Source organism: Planotetraspora mira (genome assembly GCF_016863275.1).
GTDB lineage: Bacteria > Actinomycetota > Actinomycetes > Streptosporangiales > Streptosporangiaceae > Planotetraspora > Planotetraspora mira.
In genome coordinates, this window is the sequence record NZ_BOOO01000051.1 from 37,814 (window position 1) to 64,497 (window position 26,684).

Here is a 26,684-nt window from a genome sequence, read left to right on the forward strand (position 1 = left end):
GAGTAGGCGACATGACCGACGCCGAACGCACCAACGCCCTGCAAGACTTCCTGCACAACTACAACTACCACCGCTGCCACACCGAACTCGAAGGCCGGCCACCGATCACCCGCGTCAACAACCCTGCGGGTCAATACACCTAGGGCCTGCATCAAACTCGGTGATCGCGGCGATGTGAACGTGGCGAGCTCGGCCCTGCTGAGCGGGAACCGGGTGTCGGCGGCCAGCCGGTTTGGTAGCGGACGGCGAGTTCGTTTGAGGCGGTTGATGCCGCCTTCGCGGACACGGAGCCGTCGCGGGATCATCCGGCGGCGGACATCGCCCTTTTATGCCGAGTGTCCAGGACGGCGATCACCGCGAACGCGACAGCCGCCGCCGCGACGGCGACGACGTAGCACCACGGGGCGGGCAGGTAGTTGGCCGCCACCAACGCATTCGGGCCCTTGTCGGTGAACGCGCGGAAGATGATCGCCATCGGGCCCTCCCAGACGCCCGCGATGAGCGTGAGAAGCATTGCCAGCCGGTACCAGGCTTCGTTCACAATCCACTCCCGTCGTTGATACGAACGTATCAACGACACCATCAGCAATCCCTGTCGGCAAGGCCTTACGGGCCAATACATCACGGTAATGATGCAACTAGGCTGGGCATGTGCGTGACGAAACGAGATGCCGAGCCTGCCGTGGCCCGCTGCGGCCGTCCGGGCGCGGACGCCGCCCGGTCTACTGCTCTCGCGCCTGCCAGGCCCGCGCGTACCGGTCCCGCAGGAACCCGCCGGTCCCGGCACCCGCCGCGCCGGAGCCGGCCGGTCGCCGACGCCAGATCGCCGAGGCGGTCTGGCGGATCGCCGCCGAGCGCGGCCTCCAGATGGCCACCGTCCGGGAGATCGCCGCCGAGGCGGGCGTGTCCCCGCGGGTGGTGCAATACCACTTCACCGACAAGCACCACCTGCTGGTAACCGCCCTGCAGATGCTGCACAGGGAGAACGAACGCCGGGCCCAGGAACGGATCGCGGCGCTGCGTGACGCGTCCGACCCGCGGATGCTGCTGCGTGCCACCCTCGAGGAACTGCTTCCACTCGACGACGAGCGCCGCACGAGCCTGCGGGTGATGACCGCCTACTACGCGCGGAGCCTCACGGATCCTGCGCTGGCGGCGGTCTTCCTGCACGAGGGCAGCCCGCTGGAGGACCTGGTCGCCGCCCTGATCACCGCGGCCGGCGCCCGGCCCTCGACTGACGCGGCCCGGGAGGCGGACCTGCTCGTCGGCGGCGTGACCGGACTCGGACTCGACCTACTGCACCGGCGCCGCACCCGGGCGGACGTGCGGCGCACCGTGGACTACCACCTGAACCGCATCCTTGCGGAGCAGCCATGACCGGTCCACCGGCCGTACGGATCCGGAGTGCCTCGGGGCCGCACTAGGGCCTGTATAAAAGTCGATCAGAGCCATTCGTTGATCGCGGCGATGAGGATTCAGCCTTGCTCGGAATGGTGGCTTTGATTCCGTGTCGCCGCAGGTAGGCGCGGTTGGTCTTGGAGGTGTAGGCCTTGTCGGCCAGGACCCGGTCCGGGCGGGTCCTGGGCCGCCCGCCGCCCAGGCGTGGTGGCTCGTCGAATAGCTCGACCATCGTGGGCACGTCAGCGACGGTCCACTCCCGCAGGATTAGGCCCCGGCCCTCTAATCGAACGTGGGCCGGGAAATCGCGTGGTGCGTTCAGGAGGGCTCACCCTTTCCGTGTCGCTTGTTCGTGTCCGAATGCCGCCAGGCCGCAGCGCGTAGGAGGCGTAGACCGTTGAGTCCGACGATGATGGTGGACCCCTCGTGCCCCGCGACGCCGAGCGGCAGTGGCAGATCTCCGAGCAGGTCCCAGGCCACCAAGACGGAGATGAACGCCGAGGCGATGATCAGATTCGCGATGACGAGCCGACGCGCGCGACGGGACAAGGCGATGACAGCGGGAACGGTGGACAACTCGTCGCGGACGATCACCGCGTCCGCTGTTTGCAAGGCCAGGTCAGACCCGGCCCGCCCCATCGCCATTCCGGTGTGGGCGGCGGCGAGGGCCGGTGCGTCGTTGATGCCGTCCCCGACCAGCATGACCTTGTGCCCGCTCGCCTCCAGAGCCCGCACCGCATCGACCTTTTCATGAGGGAGCAGACCGGCGCGGACGTCCGTGATGCCGACCTGGGTCGCGAGCCGACCCGCAGCGCGAGGGTTGTCGCCGGTCAGCAGGACCGGACTCGCCCCGGTGATCGTCGTGATCTGATCGATGGCTTGCGCGGCTCCCGCGCGGAGGTGATCGGCCAGGCCCAGGACGCCGGCGACTTGGCCATCCAGACGCACCAGCACGGCGGTTTGCCCGTCCAGTTCCAGAGCGGCGACGTCTGTAGTGACGACATCGCTTTGCCCGGTGAGGCTGAGCAGATGAGCGGGACTGCCGACCTCGACCAGGTGACCGGCGACACGGGCACGTACACCACGGCCCGGTACGGCGGAGAAGTCTTCCGCATGTTCCAACGGAAGGCCGGCCTTATGGGCGGCGGCCACCACGGCACGGGCCAGCGGATGCTCTGACGGGTTTTCCGCGGCAGCCGCCAAAGCCAGTAATTCGCTCTCACTGCTCACGATGTCCGGCAGGATCCGTACCTCGGTCACGCGCGGTGTGCCCTCGGTCAGAGTGCCGGTCTTGTCGAAGGCCACCAGAGTGCCGGCACCGAGCTGTTCCATCACTACCGCGGACTTGACCAGGACGCCGTGCCGTCCGGCGTTGGCGATCGCCGATAGCAGCGGTGGCATGGTGGCCAGGACGACCGCGCATGGCGAGGCGACGATCATGAAGGTCATCGCCCGCAGCAGGGTCGGCTGGAAATCCGCGCCCAGGGCCAGCGGGATGGCGAACAGCAAGAGGGTGGCGGCCGCCATCCCGACGGAGTACCGCTGTTCGACCTTTTCGATGAACAGTTGTGTCGGCGCTTTCGTCGTGCTGGCCTCCTGCACCATCGCCACGATGCGGGCGACGACGGTTTCGCCGGCGGGTCGCTCCACCCGCACGCGAAGAGCCCCGGTGCCGTTCACGGTGCCGGCGAACACCTCGTCGCCGGCCTGCTTGGGGGCCGGGAGTGGTTCTCCGGTGATGGTGGCCTGGTCGACGTCGCTCGCGCCGTCCACGACCTGGCCGTCCGCGCCGACGCGTTCCCCAGGCCGGATAAGGATCACATCGCCAACCGTCAGATCCACGGTGGGTACGACGCGTTCGGTTCCGTCCGCACCGATGAGCGTGGCCGTGTCAGGAGCCAGGTCGAGCAGGCCACGCACGGAGTCTTCGGTCCGTTGAGTCGCGTAGGACTCCAGCGCGCCAGAGGTGGCGAAGATGACGATCAGCAAGGCGCCGTCCGTGATCTGCCCGATGGCTGCGGCGCCGATGGCGGCGGCCACCATCAGCAGGTCGACATCCAACCGGCGTTCCGTCAGCGAACGCAGTCCGGCAAGAGTTGGCTCCCACCCTCCGGCCGCGTAACAGGCGAGGTACAGACCCCACCACAGCCACGCCGGAGCTCCGGCCAATTGCCCGAGGCCACCTCCGGCGAACAGCACGGTCGCGGCCAGCGCCCACCGGACCTCAGCCAGATGGAGTAAGCGGGTTCGGCGCACCAGTGTCGACGCCGGACGCGGCTTGCCGACGTGTTCGAGCACGTCAGTACCCTGCCCTGTTATCACCGCATCATCATATATGCGTAAGCACGCAGGTATTCAAGTAGAAGGGCATGGCGTATCGTGAGCACATGCACACGTCCATCTCGGACTTTCAGATGCCGAACGAGGAGCAGGTGCACCTGGCGGCCGAGTCCCTGCGGTTGCTGTCCGACCCCACCCGGATGAAGATCTTGTGGGCACTGCTGCAAGGTGAATCATCGGTGGCCTGCCTCGCCGAACTCGTCGGAGCCACCCCCACCACAGTCAGCCAGCATCTCGCCAAGCTGCGACTGGCGGGACTGGTCAAAGGGCGTCGTGAAGGCACCTTCGTCTACTACTCCGCTGCGGACGTCCACGTTCGCCGACTGCTAGACGAAGCTCTGTTCCATGCCGACCACGCCGATCGGGACCTTCCCGACCATCCCAGCACTGACGCCAGCATCCACGCGGTTCAGCCCGTCGCCGGCACCTGACGAGCAGCATTCGAGACCTGGGTAAAGCGGGACACGAAGAGCGCCCGTCATTGAGGGAGACGGGCGCTCTTCGCCCGGGTGCCGAGCGAGTGCTGGAGGGGCCGGATGGCGATGTCGTCGTAGCGGAGGCCGGGAAGCGTGTCGAGCCAGTGTTTTAGTCGCACCTCCGCGGCGTCGACGGCCGTTCGATTGCCGTCGTCGGTGACGGTGTAGCCCTCGGGGAAGTCGGCCTTTCGTTTTGTCCGGACAATCTTCGGATCTTGCTAACACGCTTGCGGGGTCGCCGAGCAGGTCATTGGATGGTTGTGCCCGGTTGTTACCCTGAGGGGCGTGGACCGGATGGAGACGCGCGAGGTGGAGTACTTCGTCGCGGTCGCGGAGGAACTGCACTTCGGGCGGGCGGCCGAGCGGCTCGGCATCGCGCAGCCGCCGCTGTCGCGGACCATCGGCCGGCTCGAACGCCGGCTCGGCGTCCGGCTGTTCGAGCGGACCAGCCGCCGCGTCGATCTGACCGACGCGGGCGGCGTGTTCCTGGCTGAGTGCCGCCGGGTGCTCGACGCGATGGACACGGCCGTACGGCGGACCCGGCGCGCCGCCCAGCAGCAGCGGCTGGTCGTCACCACCAGGCCCGGAACCGGTCCCGGACTGCTCGCCGAGGTGGTGCGGGCCTACGAGCGGCTGCCCGGCGCGGTGCCGGTCGAGGTGGTCTTCACCCACGACCAGCTCGGCGTGCTGCGCAGCGGCGCCGCGGACGTGGGGCTGATGTGCGGGCGCGATGACCTCGGGGGAATGACGAGCGTCGATGTGGCGGAGGAGTCCGCGGTGGTGCTACTGCCGCCCGATCACCGCCTGGCCGGGCGGTCCGCGGTGGCGCTCGCCGAGCTGACCCGGGAGGACGCCTACCGTGATTCCGTCCCGCCGTACCCGCTCGACCAGATCGTCGACCTGGTCTCCTTCGGCCGGTTGATCGTGGTCGTCGGGGGGAGTGTCACCAACCGGATCGGCGACTGCGTCGTGGCGGTGCCGGTCCCCGACGTCCCGGCGACCCGGCTGGTGCTGGCGTGGCCGGACGGCGGCCAGAACCCGGCGCGGACGCTGTTCGTCCGGACCGCGAAGGCGGTCGCGGCGGGCCGCGCCACGCTGGACCGCGCCTCCTAGACGAGTCCGAATCCGAGCTGGGTCGCGCCCCCGTCGGAGGCCAGTTCGACGCCCGTGATGTAGCTGCTGGCCGGTGAGGCGAGGAAGAGCGCGGCCGCGGCCTGCTCCTCGGGCAGGGAAAAGCGGCGGAGCGGGATCGGCGCCACGTGATCCGCCCGCCACTGTTCCCGCGCCGCCGTGTCCAGACCGGACGCGGCGAGGGCGGCGTCGATCGCGGGCGTGTCCGTGGAGCCGGGGGCCAGCGCGTTGACCCGGATACCGCGATCGCTCAGCTCGTTGGCCCAGGAACGGGCGAAGGACCGGACCGCGGCCTTGGACGCGGAGTAGACGCTCAGCCCCTTCTGACCGCTGGTGGAGGCCATCGACGTGACCAGCACGATGGACGCGCCGTCGTTGAGCAACGGGAGCGCCTTCTGCACCGTGTACACGGTGCCCTTCACGTTGATGCCGAGGATCTTGTCCATGTGCTCGTCGGTGACGTCCGCCAGGCCGACGAACTCGCCGAACCCGACGTTGGCCACCACGGCGTCGATCCGGTGGCCGTGCTCGGACACCCTGGCGTACAGCCGGTCCACGTCCCCGGGGTCGGTGACGTCGCCGCGCACCCCGACCGCGCCGTGGCCGATCTTCGCGACGGCGGCGTCCAGTTCCTCCTGCCTGCGGCCGGTGATGTAGATGTGTGCGCCTTCCTCGGCGAACCGTTGCGCCGTGGCGAGCCCGATCCCCGTGCTGCCGCCGGTGACGACCGCGACCCTGTTGGCGAGCTGTCCCATGCTGAACTCCTGCTGTTCGACCCGTTGCGAATACTTCGAGTTCACCACCGGGATCATGGGAGACCAATGATGACCCGGGTATCAGGCGATGCGTCCCAGGTATCGATGACCTGCTGCTTCGTTCAGGACTGAGGTTCGAAGACCGGGGTGAACGGGTGGGAGCGCGTCCCAGAAACGCAGCGCCCACCGGCGCGCCGATCGAACGGTGCAGCGCCCCGACGTCCAGGCGTTCGCTGGCGCACTCCAAGGTGCGCAGGCGTCACGAGGGATCTTCATCGCCACCACCCGTTTTTCCCGGGCGCCGTGGACTTCGCCGAAAAGGTCCCTCACGAATGGAAGTAGTGGCTCATCTGTGAGCCGGCGCACCGCGCAGGCAGCAGCTCAGGAAGTCGCCGAGCGAGCCGCAGAGCAATCGACCCCCCGCCGTGACCGTCAGGTCCGAGCATTTGCTCGCGGCGTGATCACCGGCGCGAAGGGCCACTCCTCGGCATGGCGGGTAGGTTTGCTCGGAATTGTAAGGATTTGATCTATCGGTGGAGATGTGCCGGATATGACGTCGTCGTTGCTGGTTGGCCGGTATCAACTCGGTGAGCTGATTGGCCGCGGTGGGATGGGTGAGGTGTGGCAGGGCCGGGACCTGCGGTCCGGCCGACCGGTGGCAGTGAAGATGTTGACGCCGCAGGTGGCCCAGATGATGGAGGCGCGCGAGCGGTTCGCCCGCGAAATGCGGGCTGCCGCCCGCGTCGTGCACCCCAACGTGGTGACCGTTCTTGACGTGGGCGAGCATGAGGGGCAGCCGTTCCTCGTGATGGAGTTGCTCAGCGGTCGCAGCTTGGCCGCTGATCTGGTCGAGCGGGGCCGGTACGGCTTCGTCGAAGCGTGCCATCTGCTGGCCCAGGCGGCGGCGGGCTTGGACGCCGCCCATCGTGCGGGTGTGGTTCACCGCGACGTCAAACCGGCGAATTTGCACCGGACCGCGCAGGGTGTGCTCAAGGTGGTCGACTTCGGGGTGGCGCACCTGGCGACCGAGGTGGCTCGGCTGACCGCTGTTGGCACCGTGGTAGGCACTGCGGCCTATCTGTCACCTGAGCAGATCGTCGGCCATGGCGGCCAGCCGGCCTCCGACCTGTACGCACTCGGCTGCGTCGGCTACGAGTTGTTGTGTGGGCACCCGCCCTTCGTCGGATCGGCGCCGCAACTGGTGTACAAGCACCTCCATGAGCCACCTGTACCACCCAGCCGTTATCGGGAGGACGTCCCCGCAGATTTGGAAGGCCTGATCCTGGCCTTGCTGGCCAAGGATCCCGCCGCCAGGCCTGCCGGTGCCGGAGCCGCCCTACAGATCTTGAGCTCGTTCACCCAGCCACCGGCACGCACCGCCCGGCTCACAGGCTCACCGGTGCCACCTGTCCTGCCGCCGGGGGGCGCCCGCACCGGGGATACCCGGCTGCTCAACACGCCAGACGGCGGGCCACGCCGAGCACCGTCAGAAGGACGGCGCCTGGTCGTACCGGTCGCCGCGGCGCTGACGGCGATCACCGCTGCCGTGGTCGGCGTGTCGTTGCTTTCGAGCTCAGGACAGCCGTCCGCCGGGCCTGCACCATCAGGGATGTCGTCCGTAGCCCCCTCCGAGGAGCCCACGACGACTCCGTCCGCAGCGACCAGCGCGATGCTCACTCCTTCGACACTTCCGACCCGGAGCGGAATCGACGGCTGGCTCGCCGAGTTTGATCACGCCTTGCTGGCCCAACAGGCGCAGGGCGGTATCGACCCCGGCCTGGCCCGGAAAGTTCACGAGCAGATCACCAAGATGGCGGGCAACTTCTCGGAAGACAAAGGCAGGGGGAAGGGCAAGGGCAACCAGGCACAGAAACAGATGCAGGGGCTGGTCCGTGATCTGTTCGAGGCGCAGCGGCAGGGAAAGCTCGCCGCCGACGGCCCGTTGAGTACCTTCCTGGATCGCTCCGGCCTCAGCGACGAGCATGACAACTAGTGGCTGCCCCGTACATCGAGCCGTGCGAGATGATCGTGAACGAGGACGGGTCGCCTCTCGCACGTTCGTGTGGCCCGCCCGAACGGTCTTCCCGTGTGCCCGACACCTGGGAAGCGATTCGAATCACCCGCAAGAAGCTGCGTTCCACCTTGGCCGGCGAGGGGACAGGGCGCTGGTCGGACTGGCAAACGGTGGCGAGCTGCAACCGGGGCCGTACCGCTCCCGCAATTGCTTTTGCGGGTGTCCGTCACGGCGACGAAATGGGCGTTTGTGCTGAAGTAGAGAGAACAGAGGGGCACGAGCGTTTCGCCGGTGCCGGCCTACAGGTCGACTCGAGGCCTGGCTTGACCCCCGTCGCCGGGGCGCTGCACTCCGGATGGCTCGACAGCAGAATCCCGCTGCGGCACCGGCCGGTCTGAGCAAGACGCGCACAGTTTCCATTTCGGAGGGTGGCCGATGAGCACCATCGCGTTTCTCAACATCGCCATGCACGGACACGTCAATCCGACGCTGCCGGTCGCGGCCGAGCTTGTTCGTCGTGGCCACGCCGTCACGTATCACACCTCGCCCGCGTTCTCGGAGGAGATCGAGGCCACTGGTGCGACCGCGCGTCTCTACCTCGGGGGTGACCAGCCGCTCGCTGATCCGCCGATCCCGCTCACGATGCTGGACGCGCTCGCGCGATCGAAGATCCAGGGTTCGTTCCTCACTGGCTCACCGGGAGGACGGGGCTGGTCACCGAAACCGGCGGAACCTGGAGCCGATACTCCCTCGGCGATCACTCAAGGGGACCTCAAGCCCTACACGCTCGGTGACCTCTGAAGCCACATGCCCGCTTCAGTCATGCCTCTTCGACACCGATGTGCGTGCGGTGGTGACGAGGAGTGTCGATCTCGTCGAGCAGGGCGATCGCCAAGTCGCTGTAGGAGATGCGGCTGGCCATGTTGACGCCAGCAGTGGAGTACCGGCCAGAACGGGCCCCGGCCTGATCGAAGTCACCGGCTGGACTGACGATCAGCCAGTCCAACGCGGTAACCGAGGTACGCAGCACGGCTGCCCCGGCTGCATGACCCAAACAGAAGGGGCGGTATTCCTCCGGAAAGCCCGGGGTGTCCATCAAAGGCGTCCCATCGATGGTCTCCAGTGTTGCCGCCAGGCCGACGACGACCAACCGGCCCACGCCGGCTCGCGCCAGCCCATCGAGGAGAGCGTGGGCAGCGGCTGGGAAGAAGACATCAGGCTGCGTGTCAGGGTCGTAGGCTGCCATGATCGCTGCGTCATGCCCGGCCGCGAGGCTGGCAATAGCGTCGGCGTCGGTGACGTCGCCGGACAGGACGCGGACTCCCGCACCTTCAAGGTCCTGGTACTTGGCTGGTTCCCGAACGACTGCCGTGACGTGGTGCTCGCGGTGGAGGGCCTCGCCAACAGCTGCCCGTCCAGCGCGCCCACCTGCGCCGAAAACAATGATCTGGCTCATGTATATCCCGCCCCACGTCTCAAGATCCTTTGTCTGCTATGTGCCTCCGTAAGGTAGCCGGGCCCATGGTTACCGCTTGGATACCGCACTACTGTGGCCCTGTGGCCAAGCCGCTGGACCCGGAGATGTTCGACCCGCTCTGCCCCTCTGAGCTAATGCCGATTCGCGTAGGGGACAAATGGGCCGGGATGATCATCCAGTGCCTTGAAGACGGCCCCCGACGGTTCTCCGAACTCCGGGTCCCGCTGCGGAACATCACGCCCAAGGTCCTCACGAAGTCACTCCGGACGCTGGAGCGCGACGCCTTCATCGTCCGTACGATCCATGCTGGACCATCCCGGCAGGTCCAGTACGAACTGACCTCGCTCGGCCGGAGCCTCCTTGAGTTGCTGGACGCGGCACGTGCCTGGGCAGAGACACACCTGGAAGAGCTCATCGACGCCCGCGAAGCGGCAATCGCGCGCGCCAGCCGCACCAGCTAATTCAGTAGCCCAGACGCCCCTGAGCGTTGGGCGTGCCTGGACCTGAGCGAAGGTTAGGTCGTGCCACTCGCGTGCCAGTACGGACGGGCAACCAGGGGGAATCACGGGGACCCACGGGCAGGGCAAGACCGCTTCTGACCGCCGATGCGCGGCTTGACGTATCGGTTGATGATGTCGCGGTATGCGGACCAAGGTCACCTGCGGCGCCGGCTCCCGCACCGCCGCCTTGGCCATGGTCTTCAAACTCGTCGAGTCTGCCCAGCAACGGTGGCGGGCGGTGAACGCACCCCACCTCGTTCGCCCTCGTCCGCGACCTTGTCCCGCTTCGAGGACGGCCGCCTTGGCGAACGCCCCGAGAACCCTCGCGGCCTGATCGAAGCCCGCTCCAGTAGCGTTCCGCGCGGGGGTCGCCGGCGATCTCCAGACGTGTCAGCAGCCAGTGGCGCAAGTCGGCGTCGTCGGCGCGGCTGAAGGTTTGCGCGTAGCGGGCGGTGAGGGCGTCGATGATGGGTGCGGCCTCGGCGACACCAATCCCCTTGGAGCGCCGGCAGAGGCATTCGAGACCGTTCCTGACCTCGCCGCCGCTCTCATTCGTCTGCTCCCACGACGCCACCGACCCGCACCCGCCTTAACCGGCTCGGAGACATGGCGGAGCTCGCCGGGTCGCCCTGCAGTTGGCGCAGCGTGGTCTGCCCGTGCTGGCCGTCGACCCGTCCACGGAAATGCTGCAGGCGGGCCGCAGCCTCGGGATCGAGCGCGGCATTGACGGCATCCGCTGGCAGGTCGGCGACTCCACGACGTTGGCGTCATTGCCAGCGACGCGTAGGGTGACCGTCGGCGACGCGTTCCACTACATGGACCGCGACCACGTCCTGGCCGACCTAGACCAGATCGTCCTGCCGGGCGGTTTCGTCGCTGTCCTCGTCAGCCGCGCGATCAACACGCCGCGCGCCTGGTGGGAGCCGATCCTGGACCATCTGCGGGATCACGGGCAAGTCGACGCGTGGGAGGTGGCCTTGCGCAAGACGCTGACCGGCATCGAGCCGTCCGGGCGGTTCACGGCGACCGTGCAGGCCGCGGTGATCGTCGGTCAATGCCCGTGATGCGGCTATCCGCGGCCGAGCCGGTGGATATGGATGAAAGATCGTGCTTAGTGAACATGCTCAGTAGAACGCCAATGGGCGTGTCCGCCTCGGTCGGATAGCGGAAGCCCCGGTCGGGGTTGATCTCGTAGTGGTTGCGGCGCCCCACCTTGAAGCACGTCAGGTAGTCCGCTTCACGCAGGTCGTTCACGATGTTTTGCACCGCACGCTCGGTGATGCCGATGGCATTCGCGATGTCTCGAAGTCGTGCTTCCGGATCGCGCGCAATCTCCAACAAGACCCGAGCGTGATGAGTCAGGAAGGTCCACGAGGACGAACGGGCATCGGGACTCTTCATGACCGCTTCCCACCTTTCGGCCATCAGTCCGGCGCATGTGGACCGTCCAACGATACCTGATCATCTTTACCTGAAGAAGAATACATGAAGAGACTTTCGTATAAGGCTCTTCAGGTGTTAACGTCCAGTAGGCGCGCCGACGTCGGCCAGCGCGTGACCTCGGAAGGTCAGGGGGTAGTTCCGTGACCGTGATCCGCAAAGGCGTCACACCAGACGGTCATACGGTCGGCGGCTCAGCCGAGGCCGTGTTGTACCTCGATCAGCACCTCCGCGCCGCCTGCAGTCCGACATTGCGCACCACTTTCATCCAGTTGATCGGCGAGCTCGACGCCAGCAACGCCCAGGCGCTCGCCAAGGCACTGACACAAGTCAGACGAGGCGAAGGCGCCCTCGTCATCGACACCGCCAAGCTTGACTTCATCGACCTAGCAGGCCTGCGCGTGCTAACCGGACTCTGTCGTGACGGCTCCGCCCGACTCACCAACATGCCACGCCACATGCTTCGCCTGATCGAGCTTCTGGCCGGAGACACGGACAGGCCACAAGAGACTGTGAACCTTCGGCAAGAGGCGACTACGTACGTAAGGCCAGAAGGCGGCGCGACCAACGCGGTGAGTTCCTTGCCCCAGACTGGTTGAGTAGCGGTCGTGAGATTGCTCCGCTTTGGCGGACACCGTCGGTGTGGTGGTCAGGCGGCCCAGACGGCGGGGCTTACGTAGCCGAGGTTGCTGTGGATGCGGCTGAGGTTGTACCAGCTCTCGATGAATTCGAAGATCGCACTGCGGGCGGCCGCGCGGCTGGGCCATCGACGTTCGTCCAGCAGTTCTCCCTTGATGGTGGCGAAGAACGACTCAGCCAGGGCGTTGTCCCAGCATTGGCCCCTGCGGCCGACCGACAGCCGGATACCGAGCCGGTCAGCCAACTGGGCGTAGGCAGTGCTGGCGTATTGGCAGCCGCGATCCGAGTGGAAGATCACCGGCTCCGCGGGGGGCGATTGCGCCACGCCTGCTGCAAAGCGTCGGCGACCAGCTCGGTGCGCAGATGGTCGGCGGTGGCCCAGCCGACCACCCGGCGGGACGCGATGTCGATGACCGTGGCCAGATACAACAAGCCCTCATCCGTGCGGATATACGTGATGTCGCCACACCAGCGGCTGTCGATCCCCGCTGGGTCAGGCTTGAAGTCGCGGCCGGTCGGATCGGGCCGCCTGTCAGCTCCCCGTCCCGGACAGTGCGCGGTCCAGGCGTTGGATTGCGGCGTGCGTAGAAGGCGGCACGGAAGACTTCCAGCAGCTCGCACGCCCGCTTGACGTTGTGACTCTCCATCCTTGACATCCTTCCGGGGATGAACCCCCGATCTCAGATGTCCGTCAAACCGGATCAAGCCCAAAGATCCCGGGTCGGTCCTGGTCGCCCCACCAGCTTCCCCGCACTCGGAGGTCGTGCATTCCCCGCTAGCGACGTCGCCGTCCCATCGCTGATGGTGGTCCCGGTCCCCTCCGTGCAACAACCGAAAACCCTGTTCCTGGACATATTGCGTTTTGTTGACCTTGGCGTCGCGCGCGGATGGAGGTCGGTCTGTTAGCAAGGTGACATCGGGGGACAGTGCCTTGGGGCTGACCTCAGGAGGTGGCGATGGATGGGCTGAAAGTCACCATAGAGCTTGAGCATCAACAGGTTGTGGTCCGTCCGTGCGGCGAGCTCGACCTGGCTTCCGCCGACCTGATGGAGCGTGCACTCGATCAGGCTCTTTCACCGCCAGCGGTCTGTCTGCTGGAGCTCGACATGAGCCGCGTACCTTTCATCGACTGTTCGGGGCTCCGGGTGTTGATCGCTGCGAAGGAGCGGCTCGATAAGGAAGGCGGCACGCTGGTCTTGAGGGATGGCGCGCCTTGCGTCGAGCGACTGCTGTCGATCCTGTGTCTTGATCACCGCCTCAACCCGATTCAGGTGGATCACCGGTCGCTGAGCTAGCCACCGAAGCGAGCCCCTGTCCCCCCGAGGTCGGGCTCTTTCGTCGGAACGGCGACGGGCCTCGGTTGAGTGGCGCCAATGGCGACTCGGATCTGCGACGTCGACCTTGTGATGACCTGAACCGATCACGGGGGAGGGCGCGCCCCCTTCCCCGACCCCCCCGAAGACCGTCATCCCACTGACCTGCCGGCGGTTTACACGCTCCTGAGAGAAGGCCGCCCGTGTTCAGGGCTGCGCAGGGGTAATTCCGGTCAGGGAGGGAGGGCCCTGTATGACTGCGCCGGCCGGTACTCGGATCGACGACTTCGTCACGCGCCTTGCGGGCACGGTCGGCTGGCTGACGACGCCCCTCCTGCCCGACGACTATCTCGGCCTGATCAATCCCTTGTGGTCGCTCAGAAGACCGCGCGGCCGCGTCGAGGCTGTTCGGCGGGAAACCAGGGACGCGGTGAGCCTGATCATCCGTCCCGGCCGCGGCTGGACCTCTCATCGAGCCGGCCAGTTCGTCAAGGTGGGCGTCGACGTCGACGGTGTACGGCACTGGCGGACCTACTCATTGTCTACGGCACCGGAACGCGGCGACGGTCTGTTCACGATCACGGTCAAGGCGGTCCCCGGCGGGGTCGTCTCCACTCATCTCGTCCACCGGACCAGGCCCGGGACCTTCGTCGGTCTCGGCCGGCCAGAGGGCGACTTCGTACTGCCGAGGCCGGTCCCACCCCGCCTGCTGTTCGTGACCGCGGGAAGCGGCATCACCCCCGTCATGGCCATGTTGCGCAGCCTGGTACGGCACGGCGCGATTCCCGATGTGGTCCTCGTGCACTCCGCGCCCACGCGCGAAGAGGTCATCTTCGGGGAAGAACTCCGCACGCTGGCCCGACAGTTCCCCGATCTGCACCTGCACGAGCAGCACACAAGGTCAGACGGCCGATTGAGCCTGTCCCGGCTGCCGGATCTGTGCCCGGACTGGACCCGGCGCGTGGCCTGGGTGTGCGGTCCGGCCGAGATGCTGGAGGAGGCTGAGACCCGCTGGCGTGAGGCGGGCATCGCCGACCGCCTGCACACCGAACGCTTCCGCCCGGTCGTGGCTGTGACGGCCGACGCGGCCAGCGGGCGTGTTCGGTTCCTTCCGAGCGGGCAGGAGGCCGACGCCGACGGCATGACACCCCTGCTGATCGTGGGTGAGCGGGCAGGCGTCCTCATGCCGAGTGGCTGCCGCATGGGCATCTGCTACGGCTGCACGGCACGGCTGCGGTCAGGCCGCGTCCGCGACCTGCGAACCGGGCGCGAGCACGGGGAGCAGGGAGACATCGTCCAGACCTGCGTGTCGGCCGCCGCCGGCCATGTCGAGATCGAAGCCTTGAGGTGATTCATGCAGACGGTCAGTACAGCGGATGTCGAGGAGTTCGGCCGTGAGCTGGACAAGATCCGCGAAGAGGTGATCGCGAGCCGGGGCGAGGACGACGCGAGGTACATACGTCGGGTCATCGCCGTACAGCGCACCCTGGAAGTGGGTGGCCGTGCGTTGCTCTTCGCCTCCGTACTGCCGCCGGTCTGGCTCGCCGGGACCGCTGCGCTGGCCACCGCCAAGATCCTGGAGAACATGGAGATCGGCCACAACGTCCTGCACGGGCAGTGGGACTGGATGTGTGACCCCGAGATCCATTCCAGCACCTGGGAATGGGACCTGGTGTCCCCGGCCGGCCAGTGGAAGCACACCCATAACCATCTGCACCACACCTGGACGAATGTGCTCGGCAAGGACCGGGACATCGGGTACTCCTTGATGCGGCTCAGCCCCGAGCAGCCCTGGAATCCCTACTACCTGGGTCAGCCTCTCTACAACGCGATGCTGGCCCCCCTGTTCGAGTGGGGAATAGCGCTACACGATCTAGAGATCGAGCGCCTGGTCAGCGGAGACAAGAGCTGGGGCCAGGCGTTCACACAGTTCCGCGAGATCCTCCGCAAGGGCGGACGTCAGATCGTCAAGGACTACGTGGCGTTCCCCTTGCTCGCTGGGCCGATGTTCCTCCCTGTTCTGCTCGGCAACCTCACCGCCAACATGACCCGAAACATGTGGGGTCACACGGTCATCTTCTGCGGTCACTTCCCCGACGAGGCCGAGGTCTTCACTGAAGATCAGATCGAGGGCGAGACGCGCGGCGAGTGGTACCTACGCCAACTGCTCGGTTCCTGCAATCTCGACGGCGGCCCGCTTTTCCACCTCATGACGGGGAACCTCAGCCACCAGATCGAGCACCACCTCTTCCCTGACCTGCCGAGCAACCGGTACGCGGAGGTGGCACCGCGCGTGAGGGCCCTGTGCGAGCGGTTCGGGCTCCCGTACAACAGCGGTTCGTTGCTCCGCCAGACCGCCACGGTCTGGAAACGCGTTTTCCGGTTGGCGCTGCCAACTCCCGTAGGGCAGTCCGCGCAGGTAGACACGCCCGCCCCAGCCACCGCTCAGGCAGCCTGACCAGAAGGGCAAGGCGAGGCCGTTCCGACCTGGTCGGCATGTATGGCCAGCCTGTCATCTCACACACGGATGCCGAGCCTGTCCTGCCCGGTCACAGGACGGTCCCGATGGCGATGCGCGGCAGATTTCGGACGGCCTTTCAGGGAGGTGACGGGCCCCTTATCTCAGCGAATGAGGAGGACCACGGTGTCCATTGCTGAGGGCTGGGCTACGTGACGCCGTCGGCCTCGAAACAAGGAGAGTGCCTGACCAGGACCTGACGGCGGGACTCCCCGTTTTAAAGGCGGCCCCGGCCGACGCTTCGTCGTGATCACCCTCATGGCGGAAACCGTGGATGGCTTCATCCTGCTCGACGACCCGCCCGCCTGGCCTTGGCTCGTGCCGAGGTTCACCGGTCCTGATCTGCCGCGATGGTCGCGTCGCTGCCGCGTCGCCTTCTCGTCGAGGTTGCCCGGCCTCTCCACTGTGCCGACCGGCCATGCGGGGGTCCGCTCGCTCGCCCGCAAGTACTCATCCGGGCCAGTGGGGATCCCCCGCCTTCCGGTCAGCCGACCCGCCGGTCCGGTGGCACCTCTCGCATTACCTCAGCCGGCGCCTTGTCCGACCGTAGCCCTCGCCACGACGGATGACGCAGTCGACCGTCGCCCGTCCATTCCGCGTACTGGACCTCACCCACGAGTAGTGGCTCTACCCAGTGCGCGTGCCGAGCGTGCTCGCGTGGCACGGCGCCGGCGAAGGGAGGGGTAGGCCGCTCGAGTGGAGCCAACTGCTCATGTAGGTAACGAAGAGCAGCCTGTGTGAAACCCGTACCTACATGCCCGGCGAACAGCAACTTCCCCGCCTCGTCATGGATGCCCAGGAGTAGCGAACCGATCATCCCCTCGCGCCGCCCCTCGCCGACCTGCCATCCGCCGATCACGACCTCCTGCGTCGCGAAGTTCTTCACCTTCGTCCAGTCCGCCGACCGCTTACCTGGCCGGTACGGCGAGTTCAGCCTCTTGGCAACCACGCCTTCCAGACCCATCTGCCGCGACATGTCGAGCGCGGCCTGGCCGGCGTCCCTGAACCAGCCCGGCACCTGCCACCGGGCGCCCGGCGTCACCACGTTCTCCAACAGATCCCGCCGTTCCGTGTACGGCATGTTGATCGACGTCACCGCGTTGATGTGCAGGATGTCGAACACCAGATAGGTGACCGGCACCAGCTTCACCAACTGGGTGATCTTGTCTCTGTTTCGCTGGTGCATCCGCGGCTGCAATGCCTCGAACGAGGGGTGGCCGGCCTCGTCGAACGCGACGATCTCCCCGTCAAGCACGCAGTCGTGGCCGCCGGTCGCACCGGCGAGCGGGAAGACCTCCGGGTAGGCGACAGTGACGTCGTTGCCGTTGCGGGAGATCAGGCGCAGGGCGCGGCCCTCCACGTAGGCCAGCGCGCGGACGCCGTCCCACTTCATCTCATGCCCGTAGTCGGCGTCACGCTCGGGCAGCGCGCCGAGCTGGGCCATCATCGGGGTGTACGAGGGAAGTGATCCCACGATCGTCCTGGTACCCCAACCGAAGATCGGTACAGCCGCGCTCAAGCGTCGATGGCCTCCGGCCCGGTCATCGCGAGCTGGCGCGACGCCGGGGCCGCGCGGGGGCACCGTAGACAGCGCCCATGCAAAGCCGGTCGGCCTTGCCCGGGCGGAGGCCGGCATCGAGAACTGATGCCGAGGGCTGATCGGTATCCCTCGTCTTGGCCGTGGACATCCGTGTCCGGGTCGGTTTCGGGCTGACCGGCCGGGCCGGGTGGGAAGGGAGTGAACTCCTCGGCGAAGTCGGGCTCGTCGTGGTCAGTCTCCTGCTCCGCACGGCCATCGGCCAGCGGGATGTTCCGGTCATCTGGCTCCCTCCTGTGCCACGACGACCTTGTCGCTGAAGGTCACCTCGTCATTCTCTCGATTCAGGTCCACCGCCGAGGCTTCGCTGTCTGCGGACGGCCAGCACCATGTCGGCGATCAGGGCGAACGCGACGACCGTGATGATCGCGGTCAGCCACCACAGGTGCGTCAGGCCGGCCAGGAGGCCGATCCCGACGCAGAGGACCAGGGCCAGAGAGCCGATTCGGATGTGGATGACGTCCTTCGGTGTGGCCGGCACCATCGGCTGGCCGCTGGGCGATCGCTGTTCCTCGGTCATGGGCGCCCATTACCCGAGAAGGAGCGAGTCACGCACGGTGCCGTCGTGTTACGGGGTGACAGTCGAGCGTCAGGCTGGACGTTTGCCCAAGGGGTGGGCAGGCCGGGAGGACGAGGAGAGGAGCCGAGATCAGCGGGTGTGGGTGCGGCACGAGGTGAAAGGTGGGGAAGCGTGATGGGCGACCGGGCGAATCCAGGGACGGGGATGGATCTCGCCTCAATGACAGTCCCGTTTGTCGAACGTGTCGAGCGGACCGCGGTGCTGCGGGCAGGGTGAAAAGAAGCAGGACGGCGGTCGGCTTACGCCGGCCGCCGTTAGTCCGTTGTACAGGAGGTGATTTCTATGGATTGAAGATGCTGACGCCTCCGGGGCCGACGAGGAGCCCGACGACGATGAGGACGATCCCCCAGAGGATGTCCCGACGGGCCAGGATGACATAGATCCCGGCGATCACGAGTACGACGGCGATGAGCCAGAGCAGTGTAGCCATGGCGCTCCAGTTGCCCTGACAAATGACCTCATAACATCAGCAGGTCACAAGGGTTCGTGTTTTTGCTGAAGAACGCCCATTAGTGGACGTTTGCTTTAAGCAGGCCGGGCACCGGCTGTGGCCGACGAGTGCGATTCCCGGCGAGGCCAACCAATTCCTGCCGTTGCCGCGCGGGGCTGGACGAAACCACGGTCAGGCGCTCAGTGCAGCGATGACTACCGCGATTGGTGCAGTTGCGCGTGTTTGGTAACGCGGGCGTGTCCTCGCCCATCGCTGCAGGTCAAGGTTTGAACAGCACGGTACGTGGTGGCAGGTCCGGGTATGGGCCCCCTGGACAAAGCGGCGATAAGGGGGCAAATATGATCCGCGCATTGCAAAAGATCGGATTGCGTTCCGACATGATGTACATCGCGGGACTCGCGTCCATCGGCATGTCCGTCGCCGTGTGGGTTGCGTCCTACTTGGGGGAGCGGGCGGATACTGACCGGGCCGACCGCTGGGGTCTGTTCGTCGGCGAGTGGGCGCCAACGTTCTTCGCGCTCGGTGTCGCCTTGCGTATCGAGGAGGCCCAGCAAGGTCCGCAAGCCCTGCAGGAGCAACAGGGGGAGCAGGCCGAGGAGTATGCCGAGACGGAGATGCCCCACCCGGTTCACTGATCTGGTGAGCACATGCTGGGAGCGGCCCCAGCCCACCTGGCTGTGGGCCCCAGCGGAGCATGAGACGAAAGCGAAGACGCCGGTCTGGTCGAGGCGGTCGGGGCGGTGTCACCGTGGAGCGGTCGGGTAGGCGTGACAAAAGCGCCATCTCCGGACAGCGGAGATGGGTAGCGGCCCTGGGCAGGGTGTTGGCGCGCAAGCCCGGGGCCGCCATTCTGCTTTTGAGGATGGTTAGTCCCCAGGCGATCATGCGGCACATCATCTGGGACGGCCGTAGGTCCTTCATCTGAGTCGGGGAGCGTGGAGGAGCACCACGTCGTGGTGTGGATGTTGTCGGAGCTCAAGAACGTTGACCCGCGGACGAACGGTACGACGCCAAGGTCACCGTCCTCATCGAGAACGTACGCCATCACGTGAAGGAAGAGGAGCAGGAGTGGTTCCCCGAGGTCCGAAAGGTGTTGGGACGCAACAGACTCCAGGAACTCGGTGAGCGGATGGAGAAGGCCAAGGCTGACGCACCGAGAGATCCTCTTTCGTTGATGAGTGCCTGGGAGTAACGGCATTCACGGCTGCCCGAAGCGTGACCGCCGTCATCTATCGGTGGGAAGAAGGGTTCCGAGGGGCCCAAGATCGAGATTGAGGTCGGCGGGCGACAGGCCGAAGCGCTCGCACAGCTCGGTCATCGCCTCCTCCAGGCGCATCAGGGTGAGCCCTAGGGTCTCGACCTGCTCCTCGGTCAGGTCGCCCTCGCCCATCCGTCGGATGCACTGCCGCTCGACGAGCTGACGCACCAGCTCCACGAGCGTCAGGACAAGGCGGCTCAGGTCACGCTCGACCGCCTCGGGATCGGTGTTGAGGCGCCACCGGTCCGAACGCACGGTGTCCCGGCCGGGCCTGTCGGCGGCGTCGTCACCGCCAGGACGGCTCATAATCCGCCTCCGTCTCCGTCTCATCAGGGGCCCGTACGGACGCGATCAACGCCCGCAGCGAGATGCGGACGAGCTCGATGTCGGCGATGGACAACACGAGTTCCCCGGTCACGACGACCCCGCCCGCGAGCAGTCTGTCGAGAAGATCCACGAGCGCTATACGCTCCGGCGGCAGGCGGCCTTCCTCGGCCAGGACGGCGCCTCGGCGGATGTCCGGCGTCACCGCGCGCCTCCCTCCCGACCTCCCGTCTCGAGCTCCACCGCGGTGAACGAGTAGGGCGCCCAGGGACCGGTGAGCTCTATGTCCATGCTCACGTCCATGCCCATGACTCTGCCCAGCTCGCCTACGCCGGCGCCATCACCTGCGTCTGCTTCCGTACCAGGACCGGCGCCCGCCGCGGCCTCGCGGAAGGCCATGACGGCCGCGGCGAACTCCGCGCTCCGCTCCTCGTCCACGAGATAGGCGCCGTTGAGGACCATCCACTCCTTGCGGCCGGACAGCTGCGGGTCCTGTGGCCGATGCCGGCGGCCGGCCACGGCGATCTCTCCCAGTGCGGCGTGCAGTCGCTCGGCACACGCGACCGCGTGGCGCCACAGGTCCTCACGGCTGCGCAGGTTCGCCTTACGGCGCTGGAGATAGGCCGTTCCCGGACGGGCGGCCCTCTGCCCGCGTGAAGTCTCACGCTCGGCAGGGCCCCCGACACCGGCGTGGGACGCCGATTCCGGATCGACGTACGCCTTGACGCCCCACTCCCGCCGGCCCGCGACACGTGACAAGACCGCGAGGAAGTCGTCGTGCCGCCGAGCGAGCAGTTCCCGGACCTGTTCCTCACCGCTGTAGACGGTCACCAGTCGCACCGGCGCCGTCGGCCCGGCCTCCGCCACACTTTCGACGACCCGGTGGTGGGCCCTGGCCACCCCGCCGACCCAGTCCAGGTCCTCCAGCAGGTGTCCCAGAGGCTCCTCGCCGAACTGATCCAGGGGAACGGTGCTCACATAAGCCGCCAGATCTCCGCGGCTGATCTTGCGCACGGGCGCGTCGAGAACCCCTCGCAGCTTCAGGCACGCCTCGCCCGCCTCGCTGGTCACGGCGTACAGGTAGATGCCGGAGTCAGCCACCGCGCCACTCCCATCCGCGCCCATCCGCCTCGTGCCTCTCCGCCCCGCGCATGTTCCCCCCGCGTACGTCCGCTTCGCGCCTCACGGCTTCGCGTCTTTCCGCACGTCTCTCGACTTCTCGAGGACGCTGTTCGGGCACGCGCATCGGGAGACCCTGGCGCTCGTCCAGACGCTCCTCGATCGCGGCGAGGCGGTCGCGGAGCCGGCGGTTCTCGTCGGTGAGCTCCCGATTTTTGCCCGTCAGCCAGGGATCGTGCTCCCACCAGTCGATGCCGAGCTCTCGTGCCGTGTCCACAGAGGCGATCAGCAGCCGGAGCTTGATCGTCAGCAGCTCGATGTCGAGCAGGTTGACCCGGATGTCCCCCGCGATCACCACGCCCCTGTCGAGCACTCGCTCCAGGATGTCGCCCAGGTTGGAGGACTCGCGGCCACCCAGCATCGGCTGCGCGTAAGACTCCCGCAGGACGGGCCTGGACCTGCCCGGATCCGTCATCGCGACGAACCCTCCCCGATCTCGCTCGTGCCACGCCGGTAGCGCCGCAGTCGGCGGTAGGACCGCAGGTCTCCCTCCTCGTCCAGCTCGGCCTCGTACACGGCCAGGACATCGCCGGAGGACGGGATCCGGCGGTCCTCCACGATCTCCACGTGCACCGTCCAGCCGTCGTCGGCCGGTTCCACCAGCGTGACGGCCTCCGCGTCTCGCACGGTCAGGTCCGCGATGTACCGCAGACCCCGCTCTCCCGCGGTCACCGCCGTCATGGCGCGGCGCCGCCTGCGCGGCTCCGGCGCCAGCTCGCCATGTTCGACCATCATCGTTGCGAGCTCGTCGAACTGCTCATGCTCGTACGCCTCCGCGGTCTGCTCGTCGTGCGCTCTGCGCCTGGGAGGCACCACATCTCACCCTCTCCGCGTGCCCGTCATCGTGCTGAGGATCCGCTCCACGGCCTGGGACTCCTCCTCCGCGGATATCTGGCCGGAGCGCCTGGCCTCCTCGAGCTCCTCCAACCGGCGCCTGACGACGGCAGGGTCCCTCAGCTCGTGTTCCACCTGTTCTTGAATCAGCTCGCCGAGCCGGATCACCGCGCGTACGGGCGCCACCGGCCAGGTGAAGATCAGACCGATCAGTCCCACTGGTTTCCCTCCCCTCCGGCAGCTCGCTATGCCGAGGCGACGAAGTCGTACACGGCCATCGGGCCTAGAACGCGCACGTCGATCCGGTCCGCCCACTCGCGCCGCAGTTCGCCGAGCACCATCTCGAAGTCGGACTTCTGGTCCGACCGCACCATGAAGGCGACGTTCGCGGCGTCCCGCTCGTGGGTGGCGTCCCGGATGACGGCCGCCACGGTGCACGTGGCGAAGCAGTCGACCACGGTCTGCGTGTCGGCCTCCCGTTTGGCGGCGATCGCCTGAGTGATCAGCTCCCCGATGCGGATCCGCTCGCCGCGGGTCGCGTCCTCCGGCCGGCCGCGTATCTGGTCCCGGAGCCGTCTGGCCTCGGCATTGTCCGCGAGGATCTCGTGGAGCACCGAGCGCTCCCCATAGGTCGCCCTGATGACGTACTGGACGTGCCCCTCGATCTCCTTCAGCGCGGCGGCGAACTCGTCGTGATGAGGCTCCAGCAGCTCGCCGACCACGGCCTCCGGCGACGTCAGCACGGCCCCGAACCTGAGGGGCAGCACCGGCACCTCGGCCGCGGCGCCGTCCAGCAACGCTTCGTGGCCCACGAGGTCCTCCGCCCGGCCGAGCGGACGGTCCACCACGACATCGCTGACCAGCGCGCCGATCTCGCCGTGCCGGATGAGTCTGACCTGCCCGGGCGGATCGCCCACGCCGACGGCGTACGGGCTGATGTTCACGTCCTCGGGCACGATCCCGTACACGTAGCAGGCGATTTCGCCTTCGCCCTGGGCGGTAGCCCCCACCGGGCGCGATGTTTCCGTAGAGCTCGACATCTCAGCCCCCGCTCCTTCGCCGCACACGTCGCTCCGGCTCGGGTTCCTCCACCGTGCCCGCGATGTAGTCGTGCAGTTTCTCCCCGGCCGCCTCGATCACTCCCTGGGCCACACCCTTGGACTTGTTGTGCGCCACGCCCTGCGTGACGTCGCCGATGAGCTCGGGAAGCCCTTCCTTGCTCTGCTCGAGGTCCAGCCGATTCACCGCCTCCGCGAACCGCAGGTAGGTGTCCACGCTCGCCACCACGACACGCGCGTCGATGGTGAGCACCTCGATGCCGACGAGCGAGACCCGGACGAAGGCGTCGATGACGAGACCCTTGTCCAGAATCGTGTCGATGACGTCCGCCAGGCCCGAACCCGATGGACGGTCCGGCAGTCCTCCGCCGCCGCCCGAAGGAACGGTCACCGTCATTCCATCCACCTCCTCCTTACAAGGACCTCTCCGGCGGGGTCACGCCCCCGAGAGTCCACGCTCGATGTGACCCCACCAGGCGCACGGTCTCCGGCGCCGTTCTCGGACATCCCAGCGCCGAGTGTCGCCGCTTCCAGCGGCTCCCTGGGCCCGCCTCACCGGCCGTGCCGCAACGATGCCGAGCCTCTCCTCGGCTCGGCCGGGGTTCTGCGCTGCCGCGGCCGGCGCCCCTCGGCATCCTCGTCCTCGTCGGCCTCGTCCCGTTCCCGAGCCGGCCGCTCCTGCCCGCGCCTGCGGGCCGGACGCTCCGCCATCGGCCTGCGTGGCCTGACCGGGCGGGAGGGTGCCGTCTCGCGCTCCTCGGCCTCCGGCTCCTCGAACTCTTCCTCGCCCTCTTCTTCTTCAGGCTCTTCCTCCGGCTCCTCGCCCTCCTCGGACTCGGCCTCCTCCTCGTAGGGCTCTTCCTCTTCCGCCTGCTCGACGTCCTCCGGCTCGCGGCCCTCCCGCTCCTGCGCTTCCTTCTCCTCGCGCACGGCGGTCTCGTGGTCCTTGACCACCTGGCTCTCGTGGATCTCGCCCCGCCATCCCTCGACGTCGTCGGGATGCAGCAGGACCTGCGTCATGACATGCCGGCGGAAGTGCTTCAACTCCAGCCGCGCTCGCCGGCCCTGCGCACGCCAGAGGTTGCCGGTGCGCTCGAACATGCCCTGAGGGTGGTACTCCAGAACGAGCAGCACACGCGTCAAGTCGGGCGTGATCGCATGGAACGTCACCGCGCCGTCGACGAATCCCTTCGGCCCCTGCGAACGCCAGATGATCAGCTTGTCCGGCGTCTGCTCGACGATGGTCGACTCCCACGTACGGTGGGACCACCACACCTGCGCCTTCCAGTCGAGCTTCTCGTCGGCCTTCTGGTTGACGGTCTCGACCTTCTTCATGAAGCTCGGGAACTGCTCGAACTGGGTCCACTGGTCGTAGACGACGCGCAGTGGGGCGCCGATGTCGATGGACTCGACGATGTTGATCAGCTTGATCTTCTTTCCCTTGCCGCCCTTGCCTCCACCGGCGCGGCTGAAGATCCCCTTGATCTTCTCCTTGGCATAGGTGGCGATAGCCGACCGCATGGGATGACTTCCCTCGCCGTCCGACCCGGTCAGCGTGCCGATCAGTCCGGAGATCCCCGATCCCCCCGTCAGCGCGGAGAGCATCCCGGATCCGGACTTGCCGGTCACCGCCTCAAGCAGACCTGAGCTGCCGTCCTCCACATAGCCGGTCAGTCGGCCCGCGAGCCCGTCCAACTTGCCTGTCACGTTGGAGAGCGCACGTTCGGCCACCGCCGTGGTCAGGTTCTGGAACTCCTGACCGAGCCTCGCCGTGGGCAACCCATTGATCGCCGCCTTGAACGGCCCTTCCCTCGTCTGCTCAGTCGCCTGCTCGGCCATGGCAGCTCACCTCCGGGCCCGTGTGACGGGCTTCGCCGGGCGCTGCGGTCGCCGCCTCGGCTTCTCCTCGGGCTCCGTCTCCTCGGGCTCCTCGTATTCGTCGTCGTAGGGAGTCTCGTCGTCTTCGTACTCGTCTTCGTACTCGTTCTCGAAGTCCTCTTCCGGTTCCGGCCTCGTGGGGCTCTTGGCCCTCTGCTTGGGAATCCGGCTCCCGACCTTTCCCGCGACCTCTCCCACACGCCCGGCCGCCTCGCCGGCACGTCCGGCCGCTTCTCCCGCGACCGCGCCCGCCTGCTCGCCCGCCTGTCCGGCGGCCGCGGTGGCCGTCCGCAGTGACTCGGCCCGCTGGTGCAGCCGGTCGCTCAAGGAGTCGATCTGCTTGCTCGTCGCGTTGACGGCCGCCGCCTTGCCGATCTCCAGCAGGTCACCGCGCACGCGTTCGGTGATCTTCCCGAGCTCCGGAGAGGCTCCGCCGAGCAGCTTGGTGCCCTGTTGGAGTAGGCCGCCGACGCCGCCGGCCTTCAAACGTTTGGCCAGCATGGCCATCGCCAATGTGGCCGCGAGCCTGAGCTTGTGGTGCCTGCCTAGGTAGTAGCCGGCGATCACAGCCGCCGCGACCTTGCATTCGTCCTTCATCGTCACTCCTTGCGTGCTCGCCCTGCCAGATCCGGCGTGTCGCCCCGGATTCCCCGGACTAGGCCGCCAGACCAGCGGATCCCCTGCCCCTTAAACGGACATAGAAACACATACAGCCATATACATCGCAAAATCGTCAGACGGGTCAATAGCCCGACAACCGGATGCGCCGCCCGAGCATGCGGCGCTTGGGTGATTCGATACATACCGGTTACTGAACCTCGCCCCACCTGGCGTAATTACTCTACGCAAATGGGGTATTACGGGTGGTCGACAAAGGAATCAGGCACATCAATCAAGGGCGAAGTGGGGGATTCAAATGGCAGAGTCCAGGACGTCATCGGTGCAGGGCATACCCGCACAGCGGGAGAGCGGTGCCAAGCAAAGTCCCGCACCGGGTCAAGGAACCCTCACACAGGAACGCCGAGCCGCATCCGGTCTGGTGACCGATCGGGGGCGCACCACCATCGCCGCGGAGGCGGTCACGAAGATCGCGGGTGTCGCCGCCAGAGAGATCCCGGGCGTGCATGATTTCGGCACAGGGACGGCACGGGCGTTCGGCGCGCTCAAGGGCAGGCTGGGCGTCGACGATAGCGTCACCCGCGGGATCGCGGTCGAGGTCGGCGAGCGTCAGGCCGCGGCCGACATCGCCCTGGTCGTGGATTACGGCGTCGCCATCCCGGACCTCGCCATGGCCGTCCGGCTCAACGTGATCAATGCGGTCGAGAATATGTGCGGGCTCGAGGTCACCGAAGTCAACATCGCCGTGGACGACGTGCACCTGCCTCAAGAGGACGGGGGCGGCGGAACCCAGGCGCGGGTCGAATGAGCGGCCTGCTTGCGAGGCTCGTCGCCGAGCGGATCAGGGCCTGTCCTTACGTGGCGGCGCTTTGGGCCGCCCCGTTCGGAACGGCGGTTGAGTCAGAT

32 protein-coding genes and 3 pseudogenes are annotated in these 26,684 nt (G+C 67.1%); 15 read left to right on the forward strand and 20 right to left on the reverse strand.

Annotated features, from left to right (window positions below):
- Positions 1 to 14: 14 nt before the first annotated feature.
- A pseudogene (locus Pmi06nite_RS39040) lies at positions 15 to 143 on the forward strand (IS481 family transposase); the annotation flags it as partial.
- A gap of 158 nt (positions 144 to 301) precedes the next feature.
- Here Pmi06nite_RS39040 and Pmi06nite_RS39045 read toward each other — a convergent pair.
- Positions 302 to 541, reverse strand: coding sequence for a hypothetical protein (locus Pmi06nite_RS39045; protein ID WP_203958284.1), 240 nt, complete (start codon positions 539 to 541; stop codon positions 302 to 304).
- A 110-nt stretch (positions 542 to 651) separates the two neighbouring features.
- On the opposite strand from Pmi06nite_RS39045, the gene Pmi06nite_RS39050 reads away from it, so the two are divergent.
- Complete coding sequence (locus Pmi06nite_RS39050; protein ID WP_203958285.1) at positions 652 to 1,377, forward strand: TetR/AcrR family transcriptional regulator; 726 nt, start codon at positions 652 to 654, stop codon at positions 1,375 to 1,377.
- A gap of 339 nt (positions 1,378 to 1,716) precedes the next feature.
- Here Pmi06nite_RS39050 and Pmi06nite_RS39055 read toward each other — a convergent pair whose 3' ends face one another.
- A complete protein-coding gene (locus Pmi06nite_RS39055; RefSeq protein WP_275409652.1) occupies positions 1,717 to 3,441 on the reverse strand; it encodes a heavy metal translocating P-type ATPase in 1,725 nt (574 codons plus the stop codon).
- Positions 3,442 to 3,785: 344 nt separating this feature from the next.
- On the opposite strand from Pmi06nite_RS39055, the gene Pmi06nite_RS39060 reads away from it, so the two are divergent.
- A complete protein-coding gene (locus Pmi06nite_RS39060; RefSeq protein ID WP_203958287.1) occupies positions 3,786 to 4,169 on the forward strand; it encodes an ArsR/SmtB family transcription factor in 384 nt (127 codons plus the stop codon).
- Between the two features lie 339 nt (positions 4,170 to 4,508).
- Positions 4,509 to 5,327, forward strand: a complete 819-nt coding sequence (locus tag Pmi06nite_RS39065) for a LysR family transcriptional regulator (RefSeq protein WP_275409653.1) — start codon at positions 4,509 to 4,511, stop codon at positions 5,325 to 5,327.
- Here the strand turns inward: Pmi06nite_RS39065 and Pmi06nite_RS39070 are convergent.
- Positions 5,324 to 6,145 (reverse strand): SDR family NAD(P)-dependent oxidoreductase, encoded by an 822-nt coding sequence (locus Pmi06nite_RS39070; RefSeq protein ID WP_308442563.1) that lies wholly within the window; start codon positions 6,143 to 6,145, stop codon positions 5,324 to 5,326. The two genes, Pmi06nite_RS39065 and Pmi06nite_RS39070, sit on opposite strands and share 4 nt — an antisense overlap.
- A 154-nt stretch (positions 6,146 to 6,299) precedes the next feature.
- Here Pmi06nite_RS39070 and Pmi06nite_RS43165 point away from each other — a divergent pair.
- The 3 genes and pseudogenes from Pmi06nite_RS43165 to Pmi06nite_RS39085 all read left to right on the forward strand — a co-directional run.
- A pseudogene (locus Pmi06nite_RS43165) lies at positions 6,300 to 6,626 on the forward strand (restriction endonuclease); the annotation flags it as partial.
- A 24-nt stretch (positions 6,627 to 6,650) separates the two neighbouring features.
- Positions 6,651 to 8,093 carry a serine/threonine-protein kinase gene (locus Pmi06nite_RS39080; RefSeq protein WP_203958290.1) on the forward strand — a complete coding sequence of 481 codons (1,443 nt, stop codon included), beginning with the start codon at positions 6,651 to 6,653 and terminating at the stop codon, positions 8,091 to 8,093.
- 456 nt (positions 8,094 to 8,549) lie between these two features.
- On the forward strand, positions 8,550 to 8,915 hold the full coding sequence (locus Pmi06nite_RS39085) for a hypothetical protein (protein WP_203958291.1): 366 nt from the start codon (positions 8,550 to 8,552) through the stop codon (positions 8,913 to 8,915).
- 19 nt (positions 8,916 to 8,934) lie between these two features.
- Here the strand turns inward: Pmi06nite_RS39085 and Pmi06nite_RS39090 are convergent, their stop codons facing one another.
- Complete coding sequence (locus Pmi06nite_RS39090) at positions 8,935 to 9,570, reverse strand: NAD(P)-dependent oxidoreductase (RefSeq protein WP_203958292.1); 636 nt, start codon at positions 9,568 to 9,570, stop codon at positions 8,935 to 8,937.
- A 101-nt stretch (positions 9,571 to 9,671) separates the two neighbouring features.
- Here Pmi06nite_RS39090 and Pmi06nite_RS39095 point away from each other — a divergent pair, with 101 nt between their 5' ends.
- Complete coding sequence (locus Pmi06nite_RS39095; RefSeq protein ID WP_239114503.1) at positions 9,672 to 10,052, forward strand: winged helix-turn-helix transcriptional regulator; 381 nt, start codon at positions 9,672 to 9,674, stop codon at positions 10,050 to 10,052.
- Between the two features lie 662 nt (positions 10,053 to 10,714).
- A pseudogene (locus tag Pmi06nite_RS39100) lies at positions 10,715 to 11,155 on the forward strand (class I SAM-dependent methyltransferase); the annotation flags it as partial.
- On the opposite strand, the gene Pmi06nite_RS39105 reads toward Pmi06nite_RS39100, so the two are convergent.
- Entirely contained in the window at positions 11,109 to 11,492 is a 384-nt protein-coding gene (locus Pmi06nite_RS39105; RefSeq protein WP_203958295.1) for a helix-turn-helix transcriptional regulator, read from the reverse strand. The pseudogene Pmi06nite_RS39100 and the gene Pmi06nite_RS39105 overlap by 47 nt on opposite strands.
- A 182-nt stretch (positions 11,493 to 11,674) precedes the next feature.
- On the opposite strand from Pmi06nite_RS39105, the gene Pmi06nite_RS39110 reads away from it, so the two are divergent.
- On the forward strand, positions 11,675 to 12,130 hold the full coding sequence (locus Pmi06nite_RS39110; RefSeq protein ID WP_203958296.1) for an STAS domain-containing protein: 456 nt from the start codon (positions 11,675 to 11,677) through the stop codon (positions 12,128 to 12,130).
- A gap of 50 nt (positions 12,131 to 12,180) precedes the next feature.
- Here the strand turns inward: Pmi06nite_RS39110 and Pmi06nite_RS39115 are convergent, their stop codons facing one another.
- Together Pmi06nite_RS39115 and Pmi06nite_RS42825 are read right to left on the reverse strand one after the other, a co-directional pair.
- Positions 12,181 to 12,468 (reverse strand): integrase core domain-containing protein, encoded by a 288-nt coding sequence (locus tag Pmi06nite_RS39115; RefSeq protein WP_203958297.1) that lies wholly within the window; start codon positions 12,466 to 12,468, stop codon positions 12,181 to 12,183.
- Entirely contained in the window at positions 12,465 to 12,791 is a 327-nt protein-coding gene (locus Pmi06nite_RS42825) for a DDE-type integrase/transposase/recombinase (RefSeq protein WP_203958298.1), read from the reverse strand. Before Pmi06nite_RS42825 ends, Pmi06nite_RS39115 begins: the two co-directional genes overlap by 4 nt.
- 335 nt (positions 12,792 to 13,126) lie before the next feature.
- Between Pmi06nite_RS42825 and Pmi06nite_RS39125 the strand changes: the two genes are divergently transcribed.
- The 3 genes from Pmi06nite_RS39125 (at position 13,127) to Pmi06nite_RS39135 (ending at position 15,941) form a co-directional block, all read left to right on the forward strand.
- A complete protein-coding gene (locus Pmi06nite_RS39125; protein ID WP_203958299.1) occupies positions 13,127 to 13,465 on the forward strand; it encodes an STAS domain-containing protein in 339 nt (112 codons plus the stop codon).
- Positions 13,466 to 13,736: 271 nt separating this feature from the next.
- Complete coding sequence (locus tag Pmi06nite_RS39130) at positions 13,737 to 14,834, forward strand: ferredoxin reductase (protein WP_203958300.1); 1,098 nt, start codon at positions 13,737 to 13,739, stop codon at positions 14,832 to 14,834.
- A gap of 3 nt (positions 14,835 to 14,837) precedes the next feature.
- Positions 14,838 to 15,941 (forward strand): fatty acid desaturase family protein, encoded by a 1,104-nt coding sequence (locus Pmi06nite_RS39135; RefSeq protein ID WP_203958301.1) that lies wholly within the window; start codon positions 14,838 to 14,840, stop codon positions 15,939 to 15,941.
- 544 nt (positions 15,942 to 16,485) lie between these two features.
- On the opposite strand, the gene ligD is transcribed toward Pmi06nite_RS39135, so the two are convergent.
- From ligD to Pmi06nite_RS39150, 3 genes are all read right to left on the reverse strand, one after another.
- A complete protein-coding gene (ligD, locus tag Pmi06nite_RS39140; RefSeq protein ID WP_203958302.1) occupies positions 16,486 to 17,475 on the reverse strand; it encodes a non-homologous end-joining DNA ligase in 990 nt (329 codons plus the stop codon).
- Positions 17,476 to 17,869: 394 nt separating this feature from the next.
- Entirely contained in the window at positions 17,870 to 18,118 is a 249-nt protein-coding gene (locus tag Pmi06nite_RS39145; protein WP_203958303.1) for a hypothetical protein, read from the reverse strand.
- Between the two features lie 340 nt (positions 18,119 to 18,458).
- The gene (locus tag Pmi06nite_RS39150) at positions 18,459 to 18,608 is read right to left on the reverse strand and encodes a GPGG-motif small membrane protein (RefSeq protein WP_203958304.1); all 150 of its coding nucleotides are present in this window, start codon (positions 18,606 to 18,608) and stop codon (positions 18,459 to 18,461) included.
- 359 nt (positions 18,609 to 18,967) lie between these two features.
- On the opposite strand from Pmi06nite_RS39150, the gene Pmi06nite_RS39155 reads away from it, so the two are divergent.
- A complete protein-coding gene (locus tag Pmi06nite_RS39155) occupies positions 18,968 to 19,264 on the forward strand; it encodes a hypothetical protein (RefSeq protein WP_203958305.1) in 297 nt (98 codons plus the stop codon).
- 590 nt (positions 19,265 to 19,854) lie between these two features.
- On the opposite strand, the gene Pmi06nite_RS39160 is transcribed toward Pmi06nite_RS39155, so the two are convergent.
- The 10 genes from Pmi06nite_RS39160 to Pmi06nite_RS39205 all read right to left on the reverse strand — a co-directional run bounded on the left by Pmi06nite_RS39160 (position 19,855) and on the right by Pmi06nite_RS39205 (position 25,757).
- Positions 19,855 to 20,193, reverse strand: a complete 339-nt coding sequence (locus tag Pmi06nite_RS39160) for a gas vesicle protein K (protein WP_203958306.1) — start codon at positions 20,191 to 20,193, stop codon at positions 19,855 to 19,857.
- Positions 20,174 to 20,416 carry a gas vesicle protein gene (locus Pmi06nite_RS39165; protein WP_203958307.1) on the reverse strand — a complete coding sequence of 81 codons (243 nt, stop codon included), beginning with the start codon at positions 20,414 to 20,416 and terminating at the stop codon, positions 20,174 to 20,176. The genes Pmi06nite_RS39160 and Pmi06nite_RS39165 overlap by 20 nt, the downstream gene beginning before the upstream one ends.
- Positions 20,413 to 21,312 carry a GvpL/GvpF family gas vesicle protein gene (locus tag Pmi06nite_RS39170; protein WP_239114506.1) on the reverse strand — a complete coding sequence of 300 codons (900 nt, stop codon included), beginning with the start codon at positions 21,310 to 21,312 and terminating at the stop codon, positions 20,413 to 20,415. The genes Pmi06nite_RS39165 and Pmi06nite_RS39170 overlap by 4 nt, the downstream gene beginning before the upstream one ends.
- On the reverse strand, positions 21,305 to 21,805 hold the full coding sequence (gene gvpJ / locus Pmi06nite_RS39175; protein WP_239114507.1) for a gas vesicle protein GvpJ: 501 nt from the start codon (positions 21,803 to 21,805) through the stop codon (positions 21,305 to 21,307). Before gvpJ (Pmi06nite_RS39175) ends, Pmi06nite_RS39170 begins: the two co-directional genes overlap by 8 nt.
- Positions 21,802 to 22,203, reverse strand: a complete 402-nt coding sequence (gvpO, locus tag Pmi06nite_RS39180; protein WP_239114508.1) for a gas vesicle protein GvpO — start codon at positions 22,201 to 22,203, stop codon at positions 21,802 to 21,804. The genes gvpJ (Pmi06nite_RS39175) and gvpO overlap by 4 nt, the downstream gene beginning before the upstream one ends.
- Before the next feature lie 6 nt (positions 22,204 to 22,209).
- A complete protein-coding gene (locus tag Pmi06nite_RS39185) occupies positions 22,210 to 22,443 on the reverse strand; it encodes a gas vesicle protein GvpG (protein WP_203958309.1) in 234 nt (77 codons plus the stop codon).
- 26 nt (positions 22,444 to 22,469) lie between these two features.
- Positions 22,470 to 23,234: a GvpL/GvpF family gas vesicle protein gene (locus Pmi06nite_RS39190; RefSeq protein WP_239114509.1), complete on the reverse strand. Its 765-nt coding sequence runs from the start codon at positions 23,232 to 23,234 to the stop codon at positions 22,470 to 22,472.
- Between the two features lie 31 nt (positions 23,235 to 23,265).
- Positions 23,266 to 23,679 carry a gas vesicle protein GvpJ gene (gene gvpJ, locus Pmi06nite_RS39195; protein ID WP_203958311.1) on the reverse strand — a complete coding sequence of 138 codons (414 nt, stop codon included), beginning with the start codon at positions 23,677 to 23,679 and terminating at the stop codon, positions 23,266 to 23,268.
- Between the two features lie 155 nt (positions 23,680 to 23,834).
- Complete coding sequence (locus Pmi06nite_RS39200) at positions 23,835 to 25,121, reverse strand: SRPBCC family protein (protein ID WP_203958312.1); 1,287 nt, start codon at positions 25,119 to 25,121, stop codon at positions 23,835 to 23,837.
- Positions 25,122 to 25,127: 6 nt separating this feature from the next.
- The gene (locus Pmi06nite_RS39205) at positions 25,128 to 25,757 is read right to left on the reverse strand and encodes a hypothetical protein (RefSeq protein WP_203958313.1); all 630 of its coding nucleotides are present in this window, start codon (positions 25,755 to 25,757) and stop codon (positions 25,128 to 25,130) included.
- 319 nt (positions 25,758 to 26,076) lie between these two features.
- On the opposite strand from Pmi06nite_RS39205, the gene Pmi06nite_RS39210 reads away from it, so the two are divergent.
- Entirely contained in the window at positions 26,077 to 26,586 is a 510-nt protein-coding gene (locus tag Pmi06nite_RS39210; RefSeq protein WP_203958314.1) for an Asp23/Gls24 family envelope stress response protein, read from the forward strand.
- The last annotated feature ends 98 nt before the right edge of the window (positions 26,587 to 26,684 follow it).